A 16693-nucleotide genomic window follows, 5' to 3' on the forward strand; every position below is an offset into this window, starting at 1 on the left:
GATGAATTCAGTCGATTAAGTTGTCTCTATGAAAAAGAGGGGTATACATAAAAAGCGAGGTGAACTCTTATGGCAAATAACACGGTAAGATTACTGAAATTTTCTTTTATTTGTAGCATCTTAGTAGTATCAGAGGGAATCTTTGCAAATCAACAAAATGGATTGATAACAAATGATGTCCAGCAATTGTCAGGGGAACAAAAAAAAGCAGATAGCAACATAACCTCTACTCAGATAGCTCCTGTATTTTTAACAAATTCTCTTGAAGAAAGTAAGGAACAATTACAGAATTTATTACCGAAAAAAATAATCCCTGTTTTCTCTGAGAAGTTAGCTAGATTATATTCGGTAAATAACATGAAACCATTATGGCAGGATAAAAATGCTATACAGCATTTTGAACAACAATTGTTTGACTTATCATTAGCAGGGTTTCAGCCCCAATTTGGGAAATGGTTTGTGCAACTTAATTCTCCTGAATTAAGTGATATGGGGCGAGATGTTATTCTATCTGATGCTATGCTAGGTTATCTTCATTTTATTAATAACATTCATAAGAAAGGGGATTCATGGTTATATAGAAAAACACCTTATAAAATCGATTTACCTTCTTCTGATTCAATTGATGATTGGCAAAAACATATTTCTCATAATAGCTTTAGTGATTATATTTTGGGATTATCTCCTGATCATTCCATGTATGAAAATATGCGCAGTGAGATGCTAAAACAATTATCGGATAAGCAGCCGTGGTCTGAATTTTCGATGAAAGAAACGTTAAGACCGGGACAAAGTAGTAAAAGTGTCACTGCATTAAGAAATATATTGATCCGAGCTGATACTTTGGATTCATCAGTAGTCAAGCCAGAAAATAAACTTTATAACAAAGAGTTAGTCGCTGCCGTAAAACGCTTTCAATCTTTACATGGATTACCTGCTGATGGTGTTATTGGACAATCTACAAGAGTATGGTTAAATACTACGCCACAAACCCGCGCCAGAATTATAGCTTTGAATATGCAGCGGCTACGCATCATTCCTGACAATCTTCCTACCGCGATTTTAGTGAATATTCCGAATTACTCGTTATTTTATTATTTAGATGGGGAAAAAGTCTTAACTTCTAAAGTTGTTGTTGGGCGTCCAAGCCGAAAGACACCGATTATGAGCAGTGAGATGAATAATGTGGTAATCAACCCTCCTTGGACGGTTCCTGTCAGTATGATCCGCAAAGATATAGCACCAAGAGCCATGCGTGATCCCAATTATTTTCGTAGTCGTGGTTATACTGTTTTTTCCAGTTGGCATAGTGATGCTACAGTTATCAATCCCTCATCAATTAATTGGCGAGTGATAACACCCGGCAATTTCCCTTATCGGATACGGCAAGCTCCAGGCCCAACTAACTCATTAGGACGATTTAAGTTTAATATGCCAAACTCAGAGGCGATATATTTGCATGATACGCCAAATCAAACATCATTTAATCGAGAGATGAGAGCGATTAGTTCAGGTTGTGTACGTGTTAACAAAGCACCTGAATTGGCTAATATGCTATTGGGAGATGCAGGTTGGGATAAAAATCGTGTGAGTAATTCTTTGAAAACATGGACAACAAGGTATGTGAATATACCGAAAAAAATCCCTGTATTCCTTTATTATCAGACAGCTTGGGTTGATGAAAAAGGAAAGCCTCAATATCGGGAAGATATATATGAATATGATAGCAATGCCAGAAAAAAATCTGAGCTGGTGTCCCAAGTTTTGGCAATCAAACGAGATACATTGTCACCATAATTTTTATTAAATTATGAATAAAAAAATTAATAATCGCATCTATGCAGTGAGGATAAGAAATTTATCTCTTCACTGCTATTTTTCTTCCACTCATTTTTTATCCCTTCCGATTGTTTTTCTTTTAATTACAGTGTAATTATCTTGATCTAATCAAATAATATTTTGCATTAATTAAACATAAATATTTAAATTGTGTTGAATATAAATCGTGATACGTAAAGCAGATCACAAATATTAACTGGTAAATTTACAGTAATATACAAAAATAGGAGGAAATACTTTTTTTCTGTTGCTGTGTTGTTAATTGATTAAATATAATTGTTAATATAGTTTTGAAATTATCCAAATCTCTCTATGAATTTCAAGATATAGTCAATAAAGAATAAAGCTATATCTTGAAAGACAATGGGGGTATAAATCATAGAATAGCAGGGCATAATACATGAATAATATTGATCATAACCGCCGTAAGTGGCTCGGCGTAGGTATGGTTGCATTGGGGTTAGGTTTATTGCCTCAACATGCATTAGCTACATTGACAACTCTACGCCCCAGAAGCCTGCATATAGATAATCTCCATACTGGAGAAACCATTAAAACCGAGTTTTTTGACGGTCACCAATATAATAAATCTGAACTTGCTCGTCTGAATTATTTATTCCGTGATTATCGCCAAAATGAAATCAAAACAATTGATCCGAAGTTATTTGACCAGATTTACTTATTACAAATGATGATGGGAATAAATAAATCTGTTCAGTTGATATCGGGCTATCGTTCATTAAAAACTAATAATATGTTACGCCATAAAAGCTCTGGTGTGGCAAAACATAGTTATCATACCCGTGGTCAGGCAATGGATTTTCATATCAATGGTGTGGAGCTGACACATATTTGTAAGGCGGCATTGAAGATGAGATCAGGTGGAGTAGGGTTCTATCCAGAAAGTAATTTTATCCATATTGATACTGGTCCGGTCAGGACGTGGTAATCTTAATATCTTCTTTCATTTTTCAAGTTGCTTCTCTGTTCGCTGTGCTATAACTTGAAAATTTATTGGGTATATTTAGAAATTATCCTGATTGTGGAGTTAAGTAATACAATGAAATACCACATTATGCCTGTCACCGCTGCGATGCAGAATTGTACGTTGATCTGGTGCGAGGAAACTCTGGAGGCTGCAATTGTTGACCCCGGTGGTGAAGCTGAAAAACTGATATCTGAAATAGAACGTCGGGGGTTAAAGTTAACTCAAATTTTACTGACACATGGTCACTTTGATCATGTTGGTGCAACTGTTGATGTTGCTGCTCATTTTAATGTGCCGGTTCATGGGCCGCATAAAGCTGATGCGTATTGGATAGAAGCATTAGAAGTTCAATGTCAGATGTTTGGTGTCGAAGAATGCCCATCCTTTACTCCTGAACGTTGGTTGGATGAAGGGGATACATTACAAATTGGCAACATCCGACTTTCTGTTTTGCATTGTCCGGGACACACTCCAGGGCATATTATCTTTGCTAATCATACTGAGAAATTAATCTCAATGGGGGATGTACTGTTTAAAGGCAGTATCGGGCGCACAGATTTTCCGGGCGGAAATTATGATGAGTTGATTCAATCTATTAAAGAAAAAGTGTTACCTTTGGGAGATGATTATCAATTCATTCCCGGACATGGGCCAATGTCAACATTGGGCCATGAGCGAAAAACTAACCCTTTTTTGTAAAACTGATCAATTAATTTTCAGATCCAGGGATGTGAGATAAAAACAATAAAGCCGCTAAACAAGCGGCTTTATTGTCAGGAGGCTGATGTATCTATGAAAGTTAAAGCACAGCAACGATAGCTTCACATAGAGGAACCATGTTCTCCAATGTTAAGCCTGCTACGTTAATACGACCAGAGCTAACTGCATAAACGGCGTATTCTTCACGCAGACGCTCAACTTGTTCTTTAGTCAGACCACTGAATGAGAACATACCATTTTGAGCGATAATAAAGCTGAAATCTTGTTTTGTTCCTTTTTCCTGCAACGTATTTACAAACAACTGGCGCATGCGCTGAATGCGTTCACGCATTGTTGCCAATTCCTGAATCCATTCTGCTTTCAGTTCTTCGTTGGACAGAATGGTTGTTACTACAGATGCACCATGCGCTGGTGGGTTGGAATAGTTGGTACGAACAATAGATTTCGCCTGACTGAATGCTTTTTCTGCGGTGTCACTATCTGCTGCAACGATAGTGCAGGCACCTACACGCTCGTTGTACAGGCCGAAGTTTTTGGAGTAAGAGCTGGCAACGAGCAGTTCATTGTGATTTTTAGCAAAAATGCGCAAACCTTCGGCGTCTTCATCCAGACCTTTGGCAAAACCCTGATAAGCGAAATCGAATACAGGCAACCAGCCATTTGCCGCAGATAAATCTGCCAGTTTCTGCCACTGTTCAGCGGTTGGATCAATACCAGTTGGGTTATGGCAGCAGCCATGAAGCAGAACAACATCACCTGCCTGTGCTTCAGACAGACTGGCAAGCATACCTTCGAAATCCAGAGCGTGTTTTTCTGCATCGTAATAGTTGTATTCGCGGATCTCTAAACCGGCACTGGCGAAAACACCTTTATGGTTTGGCCAGGTCGGGTTGCTGATCCAAACACGTTTGGCATTGGTTTGTTTAGCAATAAAATCAGCGGCAATACGCAGCGCACCTGTTCCACCTGGGCTTTGTACAGTACGGGCGCGTTTGTCAGTAATGATAGCGCTGGTGTTGCCGAAGAGCAGTTCTTGAGTTACACGACCAAATTCCGGTAATCCGCTAATTGCCAGATAATTTTTAGTGGTTTCATTTTCCAGCAGGAATTTTTCTGCTTTTTTAACGGTCGTCAGGACAGGGGTTTTACCGGTTTCATCTTTGTAGACACCAATACCCAGGTTGATTTTATTTTCGCGGGGATCAGCTTTAAAACTATCTGCTAAACCAAGGATGGGGTCGGCAGGCGCTGCGGTGATTTTCTCAAACATTTTTTCAATTCCAAAATTTGGAGAGTTAAGCCCAAAATGAGTTATACGCTGCTCAGGGTAACCTTAAGGAACTCATTTGCCAACCACTAGTAGTAAAAAGAATAAAATCTTGTGAAGTAGTTTACGGAGTGAAGAAAATAGTCAGAAAAAACAGTAAAGTAAAATACAAAAAGCAGCGCCGGAGCGCTGCTTTTCTAAGATAAATTTATTTAACTTTTCGTTAAACAATTTTATCAGAAATGATTAGAACTGATAAGTCAGGCCAACACCGAATACGTTACGAGCACCTGTGTCTTGACCTTCGTTTTTGTCCAGCAGGTTGATTTTGTAATCAACATAGGTAGACAGGTTTTTGTTAAAGTAGTAGTAAGAACCTACAGAAACATATTTAACCAGATCAGCGTTGATACCTTTGGCATCGTTGTTACGATTCAGATCCTTACCTTTGGATTGAACATAAGCCAGAGATGGTTTCAGACCATAGTCAGCGAACAGGTATTGTGCAACTAATTCAACGTTTTGAGTTTTATTAGCAACACCTTTGTATTCGTCACCAGGAATTTTTACTGAACCAGGGGTCATATTGCGGGTTTCGCCGTACATTGCTGCCAGATATACGTTGTTAGCATCGTATTTAGCACCGATGTTCCATGCTTCTGCACGTTTGCCGTGGGCAGAACCAGTATTCCATTGGCCATTTGCACGAGCAGAGTTAGCGTAAGAACCACCAACAGTAAGACCATCAACTATGTTATAAGTAGCAGCTAAACCGTAACCATCACCGTTTGCTTTATCTCCACTGCGACTGTTTTTAGTACGATCGCTGTTTTGACCCTGATATTGCAGAGCAAAGTTCAGACCATCAACCAGACCAAAGAAGTCAGTGTTACGGTAGGTCAACAGGCCAGTAGCACGGCCAGTCATATAGTTATCAGTTTTAGCCATGGAATCAGCACCAAAGATTGGCAGTACGTCAGTCCATGCGTTAATGTCGTAGTTTACGCCGTAGTTACGACCGTAATCCAGTGAACCATAGTTAGCGAATTTCAAACCCGCAAAAGCCAGACGAGTAGCAGTATCTTGCTTACCTTCTTCAGTGTGAGCTTTCAGGTTGTATTCCCAACGACCGAAACCAGTCAGTTGATCAGAGATCTGAGTTTCGCCTTTGATGCCGATACGAGCGTAAGAAGCATCACCATCTTCTTTGCTTCTCTTATCGGAAAACTGATGACGCACGTCTACTTTACCGTACAGATCCAGTTTGTTACCATCTTTGTTGAAAATTTCGGCTGCGTTTGCTGTACCAGCAACCAGCAGAGCTGGAATTACCACTGCAAGAATATTGCGCTTCATTATTATTACCCTCATTGGTGTTATTCAGACATCTGTTACTGCCAGAAACAGAACACTAAAGTTTTTGGAACTATTTATGGATATCAGGTGTCTTATTAATCTGCGCTCAGTGTTCCATTGGTCATAGGTTTTATCCACCTTCAAAATGCTACAAAAGCACAAAATTAGTAACAAAATGAAAATAGATATTTCAAATTGTAAATGTCAAGGAACTTTTTTTGCACTGTTTTCGCCATAGAATGAAAAAAGCCAGCATTTGCTGGCTTTTCTTAGGATTAAATTTTGCTTATTTATTGAGCTGATTCATTAGAAACTTGCGTTTCTTGGTGTCCGTGGGAATGGGATAACATCGCGTACATTTGATACACCAGTGACATAAGCCACCAGACGTTCAAAGCCCAGACCGAAACCAGAATGAGGAACAGTGCCATAACGACGTAGATCACGATACCACCAATAATCGTCTTTATTCAGTCCCATCTCTTCCATACGCTTATCCAGCATGTCCAAACGTTCTTCACGTTGGGAACCACCAATAATCTCACCAATGCCTGGCGCCAGAACATCCATTGCAGCAACAGTTTTGCCATCTTCATTCATGCGCATGTAAAAGGCTTTGATGTCTTTTGGATAGTTTTTCATAATAACTGGCGAACCAAAGTGCTTCTCTGCCAGATAGCGTTCATGTTCAGATGCCAAATCAACACCCCAGTAAACAGGGTTTTCGAATTTATGACCACAGTTTTCCAGAATTTCAATGGCATCAGTGTAATCTAACTGAACAAAGTCTGAATCAACAAATTTTTCCAGCCGGGTAATGACTTCGCTATCAACACGTTCTGCAAAGAAAGCGAGATCATCAGCACGTTCTGCCAAAGCTGCCTTGAAGACATACTTCAGCATTTCTTCAGCGAGTTTAGCGATGTCGTTCAGATCGGCAAAAGCAACTTCTGGCTCAAGCATCCAGAACTCAGCCAGATGGCGGCTGGTATTAGAGTTTTCAGCACGGAAAGTCGGCCCGAAGGTGTAGACTTTGCTCAATGCACAGGCATAGGCTTCACCGTTTAGCTGACCAGATACTGTCAGGAAGGCTTCACGTCCGAAGAAATCCTTACTGAAATCAACCTCACCTTTATCCGTCAGTGGCAGGTTTTGCAGATCCAAAGTGGAAACGCGGAACATTTCACCTGCACCTTCAGTATCTGAAGCAGTGATCAAGGGTGAAGATACCCAAAAGAAACCTTTCTCATGATAAAAACGATGCAGAGCTTGTGCCAGAGTGTGACGAACACGGGCAACTGCACCAATCAGGTTGGTACGTGGGCGGAGGTGGGCCACTTCACGCAGGTATTCGATGCTGTGGCGTTTCGCCGCCATTGGGTAAGTATCAGGATCTTCCACCATACCAATAACAACGACTTTGGTTGCTTGCAGCTCGAAACTCTGGCCTTTACCTTGTGATTCTACTACTGTGCCAGTCACTTCCACAGAGCAGCCAGTAGTCAGATTCAGAATTTCATCCTGGTAATTAGGTAAATTATTATTAACGACGGCCTGTAATGGATTAAAGCAGGAACCGTCATGGACGGCGAGGAATGAGATACCAGCTTTAGAATCTCTCCTTGTACGTACCCAGCCGCGGACGGTGACTTCGCTGCCAACCGGAACACGGCCTTGCAGTACATCGACTACAGGCGCTACGCTCATAAATTTCTCTCTTCTTTTATATGATAATGAAATAATTAATTAGATTTATTGTAAATAGTGTCAAACAAGCACTATGGCCCCTTATCTTACTTGTCATCTCACAGGAAACAAGCAGAAATTAAGGGGATTAGCAGGGAAATAAAGAGAAAAAATATTTTTCTTCCCGGCATAACCGGAATGTGACAGGTTATGCCGGAAACAAACAGTAGAAACTATACCGGAAACTACACAGCTTTTTTCATTTCCGGTATATCAAATGCTCTGCGTAATCTGTTGACAAACTCAACATCTTCACAAATGGTTTTTCCGGGGCTGTCAGATAGCTTAGCCACTGGTTTACCATTGCATTCAACAAGTTTAATCACAATATTCAGCGGTTTTATACCCGGAATATTACAGGTCAACCGTGTGCCAATACCAAACATAACATTGATTCGCTTGTAAAAATGTTGATAGAGAGCCAGTGATTTTTGTAGATCCAGACTGTCCGAAAATACCAATGTTTTGGTCTGTGGATCGATATCCAGTGATTGGTAGTGTGTAATCGCTTTTTCACCCCATTCGATTGGATCGCCGGAGTCATGGCGCAGACCGTTATAAGCAGTAGCGAGGGATTTATCAAAATCCCGCAGGAATGCATCCATCGTAATGCAATCTGTCAGGGCAATGCCTAACTGCTCTGGATATTCACTTAACCAAGTCTGTAATGCTGCCCGCTGGCTGTTAGCGAGTTCAGGGCTGATTTGCTGATGTGCCTGAAACCACTCATGAGCCTGTGTGCCGAGAGGTGCCAGATCCAGCTGTTGTGCCAGTTGGTAGTTACTGGTGCCAATCAGATAAGGGAAGCTCTCTTTCAGCTCCTTGACGACGGCATATTGCACTTCATGTGAAAACCGACGTCGAGTACCAAAATCCATCAACTTGAAACCGGACAAATCGATATTTTCTGCGGCGGCGTCTTGATGGAACAGCTCAATTAATTTTCTGAGCTGACTGACAGCCACTTCCGGTTTTATTTCAGGAGAACGATGGCGGTGAACCAGTTCACTAATTAAGGCAAGCAGTGGAACTTCCCATAGAATAACGTCACGCCATAAACCTGAAATTCTGATGGCTAACTGCCCCTTATCAGTAACAGAAACTTCGACTTGTTCTGGATTAAAACGAAAAGTTTTGAACCAGTCCAGATAATCTTGTTTAAAGAACGGTAAACTGGAAAGATATTCAGCTTCGCGTTCTGTCAGGGCTAAATCAGCCATCATATTAATTTGATGACGTAATTCCTCGGCATATTCACCGAGTAGCTCATCACCACGACAACGAAATTCTGCAACAACAGGAATATCGTTGTAATGGTGATACACCGCTTGCTGCATATGAAATTTATAAGCATCGGTGTCAAGCAGTGATTTGATAATCGGGGTAGCGTCTAAAGTCATGGCGCGTCAAGCATCCTCGCGGAGCATTTGTGTCTGCTAAATCGATAAAGTCGGAAGAGTATACCGCGATTATTATGTTATTAAAGCCACATAATCACATATATTTTTCCGAACAATAAAGATTAAGGTTGATCAATTTATAGATGATATCATGTTAAATACACTATGAGATGACAATTAGCACAAAAGCACAATATTCTGCTTACATCATTTATACCTTTATTTAATAAATGATTAGCATTCTAAAAAAGAGATTTCAAGATTGAAAGGATGGGATCTCTGTGGCAGCGTTAGCTTCTCAATCTAGTAATGAAAAAGGTTTCTTATGACACAACAACGGCTTGTTAAACATCGCCTGGATTATAAAGCGCCAGACTACACTATTACAGATATTGATCTCGATTTTGTTCTGGATGCAGATGAAACAATTGTCACGGCAACCAGCCAGGTAAAACGCCTGATTAATGATATTACACCACTCATTTTGGATGGGGAAAATCTCACACTGAAGAGCATCCATGTTAATGACATAGCGTGGGAACATTATCAGGAACAGGATGGTCAATTAATCATAGAACAATTACCCGCACAATTTACTCTGAAAATTGTTAATGAAAACCATCCATCTGCTAACACTGCACTTGAAGGGCTGTATGTGTCAGGTGATGCTTTATGTACGCAGTGTGAATCGGAAGGTTTTCGTAACATTACTTATTATCTGGACAGGCCGGATGTACTGGCCCGTTTTACGACCCGTATTACCGCAGATAAGTCTAAATATCCTTTCTTATTGTCTAATGGTAACCGCGTTGAGCAGGGTGAGCTGGATGATGGCCGCCATTGGGTGAAATGGCAGGATCCATTCCCGAAACCTGCTTATCTGTTCGCGTTGGTGGCGGGGGATTTTGATGTCTTGCATGATACTTTTATTACCCGTAGTGGTCGTGAAGTTGCTCTGGAGCTATTTGTAGACCGGGGTAATTTGGATCGGGCCGATTGGGCCATGACATCACTGAAAAACTCCATGAAGTGGGATGAAACTCGCTTTGGTTTGGAGTATGACCTTGATATTTACATGATCGTCGCTGTTGATTTCTTCAATATGGGGGCGATGGAGAATAAAGGGCTGAATATCTTTAACTCCAAATATGTATTAGCGAAAACTGAAACGGCAACAGATAAGGATTATCTCGGCATTGAAGCCGTGATTGGCCATGAATATTTCCATAACTGGACGGGAAACAGGATCACTTGCCGTGACTGGTTCCAGTTAAGCCTGAAAGAAGGGCTGACGGTATTCCGTGATCAAGAATTCAGTTCAGATTTAGGTTCACGCTCTGTTAACCGCATTAATAATGTGCGTGTTATGCGCGCAGCACAGTTTGCTGAAGATGCCAGTCCAATGGCGCATCCTATCCGCCCTGATCAAGTGATGGAGATGAATAATTTTTATACGCTGACAGTCTATGAAAAAGGCTCGGAAGTGATCCGAATGATCCATACATTGCTGGGTGAGGAACAATTTCAAGCGGGGATGCAGCTTTATATTCATCGTCACGATGGTAGTGCAGCAACCTGTAACGATTTTATTCAGGCGATGGAAGATGCTTCAAACGTTGATTTGACGCTATTTCGTCGTTGGTATAGCCAATCCGGTACACCGATAGTGACTGTCCGCGATAAATACGATACAGAAAAACGGCAATATACCCTGCATGTCAGTCAGATGACACCACCAACTGCCGATCAGCAAGAGAAACTGCCACTGCATATTCCGCTGGATATTGAGTTGTATGATGAAGATGGCCGGGTGATCCCACTGTGTTGTGATGGTCAGTTGGTTCACCATGTCCTGAATGTTATCAGTGAAGAACAATCATTTATATTTGATAATGTTCCGTCACAGCCAATTCCTTCTTTATTACGTGAATTCTCGGCACCAGTGAAATTGGATTATCCATATAGCGATACCCAATTGGCGTTCTTAATGAAGCATGCACGTAATGAATTTTCCCGTTGGGATGCCGCACAAGCGCTGTTGGCTAATTATGTAAAACTGAATGTTGTCCGTTATCAGCAATCTCAGCCAATAGAGTTACCAATGCATGTGATTGATGCATTCCGTGCGGTGTTGTTGGATAAGGATATCGATCCTGCCTTGGCTGCTCTGATCCTGACATTGCCATCTGAGAATGAAATGGCAGAGTTGTTTACGGTGATTGATCCACAGGCTATTCATGAAGTGCTTTATGCCATCACACGTAGTCTGGCTAATGAGATGGTAGATGAGTTCGCTGCTGTTTATCACAGCATTCATACAGGAACATATCGTGTGGATCACCAGGATATTGCGAAACGAGCATTACGCAATATTTGTCTGCATTATTTAGCCTTTATTGAAGATAAAGGGCAGGCAGATAAATTAATCGCTGCCCAATATTATCAGGCTGATAACATGACGGATACTATTGCTGCATTATCTGCGGCGATGGCGGCAGAATTGCCTTGCAGTTATCAACTGATGGATGAATTTGATCAACGTTGGCATCATGATGGTTTGGTTATGGATAAGTGGTTTACTCTTCAAGCCACTAGCCCGGCGTTTGATGTACTTGATAAAGTTCGTAGCCTGATAAAGCATCGTTCTTTCAGTCTGAGTAATCCAAATCGGGTTTATTCATTGCTGAGAACTTTCTTTGCTAATAACGCAGTCGCATTCCATGCTGAGGATGGGCGTGGTTATCAGTTCTTGAAAGAAATATTGACTGATCTGAACAGCCGGAATCCACAAGTAGCGTCACGTTTGATTGAACCGTTGATTCGTTTGAAACGTTATGATGAAAAACGTCAGGCGCTGATGCGGGCTACCTTAGAAGAATTGAAAGAACTGGAAAACTTATCTGGTGACTTGTTCGAAAAAATCACCAAGGCACTTGAGAGCTGAGTTATGATATTTTCTTCCTCCGGCAACAACCGGAGGATATTTTGTTGTTCAGATCTTCTTCTGTCGATAACTTGTTAACATATCGATGTGTTAATACAGCTATTTGTTAATACAGAAGTACACTGAAAAATATCTTCTTTGCTACGTTTACATTTTGCCAGGATCTCTTTAAGATGCTCCGCGCTTATTTCACTGTCACCATGACCTGTCATTATGCTTGCAGGAGATTGCATGTATTATTCTCTTCTAAAAAAGGCATTGTTCCAGCTTGATCCGGAACAAGCACATGAACTTACTTTCCGCCAGCTTAAACTTGTTACCGATACTCCTTTCGAATTCCTCATCCGCCAATCAGTTGCTACTAAGCCCGTCACTTGTATGGGATTATCATTTAAAAATCCTCTTGGTTTAGCCGCTGGTCTTGATAAGAATGGTGATTGCATTGATGCGTTTGGTGCGATGGGCTTTGGTTTTGTTGAAATTGGTACAGTAACGCCACGACCACAATCCGGGAATGATAAGCCGAGGTTATTCCGCATTGTTGAAGCGGAAGGCATTATTAATCGGATGGGCTTTAATAATCTTGGCGTTGATAATCTAGTCGAGAATGTCAAAAGAGCGAAATACGACGGAATTATCGGAATTAATATTGGTAAAAATAAAGATACACCAGTAGAAAATGGGAAAGATGATTATTTAATTTGCATGGATAAAGTTTATCCTCATGCAGGTTATATTACGATTAATATCTCTTCACCTAATACACCGGGCCTGAGAACATTACAGTATGGTGAAGCACTGGATGATCTCTTGTCTGCGATTAAAAATAAACAAAGTGAACTACAACAAAAATATCAAAAGTATGTTCCCATTGCTGTGAAAATTTCGCCAGACCTTACAGAAGAAGAATTAATAAAAATCGCAGATAGTTTAATGCGTCATCACATTGATGGTGTTATTGCAACTAATACCACATTAGATAGAAAGATTATTGCAGGATTGAATCATTGTCATGAAGCTGGTGGTTTGAGTGGTCGCCCTGTACAACTGCGCAGCACAGAGATTATTCGACGTCTTTCTCAGGAATTAAAAGAAGAAATACCAATTATTGGTGTTGGTGGAATTGACTCCCTGGTTTCTGCCAGAGAAAAAATCGAAGCAGGAGCTTCATTGATTCAGATATTCTCTGGTTTTATTTATAAAGGGCCAAAATTAATCAAAGATATTGTCAATTATATCTGAGTATTTTCTGTAATCTTGTATTAAAGGTTTTATGTTGGGGGTTTATTTCTGCCCCCAATTCGTCTATATTTTGTCTGGCAGATTAATCTTTTATCAATTCTTTTGAATCTCCATGATGGTGGTGCTTATTTTTAAACAAGTAGACTATTTTGAGTATAAAAGGGTAAGTAATGAGAATTAGACCTGATGATCAGTGGTGCTGGTATTTTGATGCTGAGCATAATCGTGTCATGCTCGATCTCGCTAATGGTATGGTTTTTCGTTCCCGTTTTCCTGCCAAAATGTTGACTATTTATGCAACCACGATGAAAGAAAGCTGTTTTTCTGTCGATGATGCAGCACTTTATTATACTTTCGAAGAATATTCCCGCCGTATTAATATTGCACCAGAGCTCAGGGCTGAATTAGCGCTAAATGGATTAGTTGCGTTTCGCTTTATGAAGCCACAAATGCCAAGAAGCTGGTATTTTTCTGTTTTTTCTTTAATGACTAAACCGAAGCAAGGAGAAATTGTTCAGGTGCGTTTACAAAATGATGGAACAGAAATTTTGTTTATGGTTGCTGAAGCTGGAGATAGTGCCAGCCTATGCTTATTAGTGCAGCAAAAATTAGATCTCGGTGATCGCGTGATGCATTTTTGTGATCCGATCAAAATAATGAATGATCGTTTAATGCCTTATATTGAACCCGCCCAAGAGCCAATATATGACAAAGTGATTTAAGGTAATCTAACGTTATTGTATTATGGGTAGATAGCAAATTAACTTTATAGCTTATAAATATTGATCTATATCGACATCAATCAAAGGCTGATTTTTCCTCTCTTTCACTATCTTAACTAATATCTGATCATCGAGAGTCTCCGGCATTTTTTCGTACAGTTCCGCAGTAACACAATACGCAGTAACACATAAAAAACAGGTTGATTTTTGTTCAGGGTGAGCAATCTTATGACATGTTGCTGGTATTAGCTATAATGGCAGCAATTTTTTTGGTGGTACATTTCTTGGTAAATAATAGTCTTGGTGAATAATAGCATGAACTCTCTCTTTGCCAGCACGGCACGTGGACTGGAAGAACTGTTAAAAAACGAACTGGAAGTACTGGGTGCGCAATCCTGCAAGATTGCCCAAGGCGGGGTTCATTTTAAAGGTGATGAACGAGTGATGTATAAAAGCCTGCTCTGGAGCAGACTGGCATCCCGAATCCTGCTTCCGCTTAATGAATTCAAGGTATACAGTGACCTGGACCTATATCTGGGAGTTCAATCTATTGACTGGACTGAGATTTTTTCAGTAGATAGTACATTTTCAGTCCATTTCAGTGGTACAAATGAAGAAATCAGAAATACACAATATGGAGCTCTGAAAGTAAAAGACGCCATTGTTGACTGCTTTATGCGCAAGATAAAGCAGCGTCCCGATGTTACTAAACAGCAACCGGATGTGCGTATTAATGTTTTCCTGAATAAAGAAAAAGCAACTGTCTCCCTGGATTTAAGTGGCGACGGGTTGCATATCCGTGGTTATCGTGATTTGGCCGGACAAGCCCCGTTAAAGGAAAATTTGGCCGCAGCGATTGTTTTGCGTTCTGGTTGGAATGCGGGAACGCCGATGGTTGATCCGATGTGTGGTTCAGGAACGTTATTGATTGAAGCGGCAATGATAGCGGCAGATTGTGCTCCTGGTTTACGCCGTCAACATTGGGGATTCACTTCATGGTTGAAATTCAATGAAGCAATCTGGCGTGAAGTTGTCACGGAAGCGCAGGTGCGTTTCCGAAAGGGATTGCAAGAAACGACTTCCCGCTTTTTTGGTATAGATATTGACCGTCGGGTTATGGATATGGCGCGCTCAAATGCCAGAAGAGCTGGAGTTTCCCAATTGATCCAGTTTCAGCAGGGAGATGCAAGTAAGCTGGAAAACCCATTGCCGGAAGGGGTAACAGGTACAGTATTGAGTAACCCGCCTTATGGAGAACGTCTCGAAAGTGAGCCTGCACTGATCGCTTTACACAATGTATTTGGCCGGATCATGAAAAGCCGTTTTTCGGGCTGGCACTTATCTCTATTCAGTGCTTCACCAGAATTGTTGAGTTGCCTGCAATTGCGGGCTGAACGTGAGTTTAAAGCGAAAAATGGTCCTTTGGATTGTATTCAGAAAAACTATTTTATCCAGACAAACTCTACCATCCAGAAAAACACACAGTTATCAGACAAACCTCAATCACTGGATAGCGGTATTGCCGAAGATTATGCGAACCGTCTGCGTAAGAATGAGAAGAAGCTGAGTAAATGGGCTAAGCAGCAGGGTATTGATTGCTATCGATTATATGATGCAGATTTACCGGAATATAATGTAGCAGTTGATCGCTATGCTGATAAAGTTATTGTTCAGGAATATTCACCCCCTAAGTCTGTTGATGCCAATAAAGCTCGTCAACGTTTATTTGATGTGCTCAGCGCAACAATGAATGTGCTCAGATTGCAATCTAATCAGCTAATACTGAAAACCCGTCAGCGTCAGAAAGGCAAAAATCAATACGAAAAACTTGCTGAAAAGAAAGAATTCTTTTTGGTGAATGAGTATGGGGCGAAATTCTGGGTTAACCTGACAGATTATCTGGATACAGGACTATTTCTCGATCACCGTATTGCCCGACGGAAATTGGGAGAAATGAGTCAAGGGAAAGATTTTCTTAACTTATTTGCTTACACCGGTTCAGCGACCGTTCATGCCGGGTTGGGAGGAGCGCGCTCGACGACCACAGTGGATATGTCCCACACTTACCTTGAGTGGGCTGAGAAAAACTTGCAGGTAAATGGCCTGACTGGTCGTCAGCATCGTTTAATTCAGGCTGATTGTTTGGGTTGGCTTGAGCAGACACGTGAACAATTTGATCTGATTTTTATTGACCCTCCGACATTCTCCAATTCCAAACGTATGGAAGAGACATTCGATGTTCAACGTGATCATATTACCTTAATGAAAGGGCTGAAGCGCTTGCTTCGTCGGGGAGGAACTTTAATGTTCTCCAACAATAAGCGTGGTTTTAAAATGGATTTTGTTGAACTTGAGAAGTTAGGTCTGGTTGCAGAAGAAATTACAGAAAAAACGTTATCTCAAGATTTTGCCCGTAACCGCCAGATCCATAATTGCTGGTTGCTGCGTCACGTTGGCGAGGAAAAATAA

General features: G+C 40.8%; 11 protein-coding genes and 1 pseudogene. 7 read left to right on the forward strand and 5 right to left on the reverse strand.

The window, feature by feature from the left end:
* Positions 1-69: 69 nt before the first annotated feature.
* From ldtD to ABLA85_RS07670, 3 genes are all read left to right on the forward strand, one after another.
* Complete coding sequence (gene ldtD / locus ABLA85_RS07660; protein WP_367962815.1) at positions 70-1797, forward strand: L,D-transpeptidase; 1728 nt, start codon at positions 70-72, stop codon at positions 1795-1797.
* 442 nt (positions 1798-2239) lie between these two features.
* Entirely contained in the window at positions 2240-2788 is a 549-nt protein-coding gene (locus ABLA85_RS07665) for a DUF882 domain-containing protein (RefSeq protein WP_367962817.1), read from the forward strand.
* Positions 2789-2899: 111 nt separating this feature from the next.
* Positions 2900-3526, forward strand: a complete 627-nt coding sequence (locus ABLA85_RS07670) for an MBL fold metallo-hydrolase (protein ID WP_367962818.1) — start codon at positions 2900-2902, stop codon at positions 3524-3526.
* Positions 3527-3626: 100 nt separating this feature from the next.
* On the opposite strand, the gene ABLA85_RS07675 is transcribed toward ABLA85_RS07670, so the two are convergent.
* The 4 genes from ABLA85_RS07675 to pncB form a co-directional block, all read right to left on the reverse strand.
* Positions 3627-4817: an amino acid aminotransferase gene (locus ABLA85_RS07675; protein WP_367962820.1), complete on the reverse strand. Its 1191-nt coding sequence runs from the start codon at positions 4815-4817 to the stop codon at positions 3627-3629.
* A 243-nt stretch (positions 4818-5060) separates the two neighbouring features.
* Entirely contained in the window at positions 5061-6170 is a 1110-nt protein-coding gene (locus ABLA85_RS07680; RefSeq protein ID WP_367962821.1) for a porin, read from the reverse strand.
* Positions 6171-6476: 306 nt separating this feature from the next.
* On the reverse strand, positions 6477-7877 hold the full coding sequence (gene asnS / locus ABLA85_RS07685) for an asparagine--tRNA ligase (protein WP_367962823.1): 1401 nt from the start codon (positions 7875-7877) through the stop codon (positions 6477-6479).
* 224 nt (positions 7878-8101) lie between these two features.
* Positions 8102-9316, reverse strand: a complete 1215-nt coding sequence (gene pncB, locus ABLA85_RS07690) for a nicotinate phosphoribosyltransferase (RefSeq protein WP_367962824.1) — start codon at positions 9314-9316, stop codon at positions 8102-8104.
* Positions 9317-9641: 325 nt separating this feature from the next.
* Between pncB and pepN the strand changes: the two genes are divergently transcribed.
* The 3 genes from pepN to ABLA85_RS07705 all read left to right on the forward strand — a co-directional run bounded on the left by pepN (position 9642) and on the right by ABLA85_RS07705 (position 14224).
* Positions 9642-12260, forward strand: coding sequence for an aminopeptidase N (gene pepN, locus ABLA85_RS07695; RefSeq protein WP_367962826.1), 2619 nt, complete (start codon positions 9642-9644; stop codon positions 12258-12260).
* Positions 12261-12491: 231 nt separating this feature from the next.
* Positions 12492-13502, forward strand: coding sequence for a quinone-dependent dihydroorotate dehydrogenase (gene pyrD / locus ABLA85_RS07700; RefSeq protein WP_367962828.1), 1011 nt, complete (start codon positions 12492-12494; stop codon positions 13500-13502).
* Between the two features lie 170 nt (positions 13503-13672).
* On the forward strand, positions 13673-14224 hold the full coding sequence (locus ABLA85_RS07705) for a cell division protein ZapC (RefSeq protein ID WP_367962830.1): 552 nt from the start codon (positions 13673-13675) through the stop codon (positions 14222-14224).
* 51 nt (positions 14225-14275) lie between these two features.
* Here the strand turns inward: ABLA85_RS07705 and ABLA85_RS07710 are convergent.
* Positions 14276-14401, reverse strand: a pseudogene (locus tag ABLA85_RS07710) (antitoxin); the annotation flags it as partial.
* A gap of 138 nt (positions 14402-14539) precedes the next feature.
* Between ABLA85_RS07710 and rlmKL the strand changes: the two are divergent.
* Positions 14540-16693 (forward strand): bifunctional 23S rRNA (guanine(2069)-N(7))-methyltransferase RlmK/23S rRNA (guanine(2445)-N(2))-methyltransferase RlmL, encoded by a 2154-nt coding sequence (rlmKL, locus tag ABLA85_RS07715; protein ID WP_367962831.1) that lies wholly within the window; start codon positions 14540-14542, stop codon positions 16691-16693.

It is taken from the genome of Xenorhabdus sp. SGI246 (assembly GCF_040838225.1).
GTDB classification, from domain to species: Bacteria; Pseudomonadota; Gammaproteobacteria; order Enterobacterales; family Enterobacteriaceae; genus Xenorhabdus; species Xenorhabdus indica.

What these genes read in the sequence shown, in the direction of transcription:
- pepN (WP_367962826.1), top strand. Translation starts at nt 9,642, where the DNA reads ATGACACAACAACGGCTTGTTAAACATCGCCTGGATTATAAAGCGCCA.
- ABLA85_RS07675 (WP_367962820.1), bottom strand. Translation starts at nt 4,817, where the DNA reads ATGTTTGAGAAAATCACCGCAGCGCCTGCCGACCCCATCCTTGGTTTA.
- ldtD (WP_367962815.1), top strand. Translation starts at nt 70, where the DNA reads ATGGCAAATAACACGGTAAGATTACTGAAATTTTCTTTTATTTGTAGC.
- ABLA85_RS07680 (WP_367962821.1), bottom strand. Translation starts at nt 6,170, where the DNA reads ATGAAGCGCAATATTCTTGCAGTGGTAATTCCAGCTCTGCTGGTTGCT.
- ABLA85_RS07670 (WP_367962818.1), top strand. Translation starts at nt 2,900, where the DNA reads ATGAAATACCACATTATGCCTGTCACCGCTGCGATGCAGAATTGTACG.
- rlmKL (WP_367962831.1), top strand. Translation starts at nt 14,540, where the DNA reads ATGAACTCTCTCTTTGCCAGCACGGCACGTGGACTGGAAGAACTGTTA.
- ABLA85_RS07665 (WP_367962817.1), top strand. Translation starts at nt 2,240, where the DNA reads ATGAATAATATTGATCATAACCGCCGTAAGTGGCTCGGCGTAGGTATG.
- pyrD (WP_367962828.1), top strand. Translation starts at nt 12,492, where the DNA reads ATGTATTATTCTCTTCTAAAAAAGGCATTGTTCCAGCTTGATCCGGAA.
- ABLA85_RS07705 (WP_367962830.1), top strand. Translation starts at nt 13,673, where the DNA reads ATGAGAATTAGACCTGATGATCAGTGGTGCTGGTATTTTGATGCTGAG.
- pncB (WP_367962824.1), bottom strand. Translation starts at nt 9,316, where the DNA reads ATGACTTTAGACGCTACCCCGATTATCAAATCACTGCTTGACACCGAT.
- asnS (WP_367962823.1), bottom strand. Translation starts at nt 7,877, where the DNA reads ATGAGCGTAGCGCCTGTAGTCGATGTACTGCAAGGCCGTGTTCCGGTT.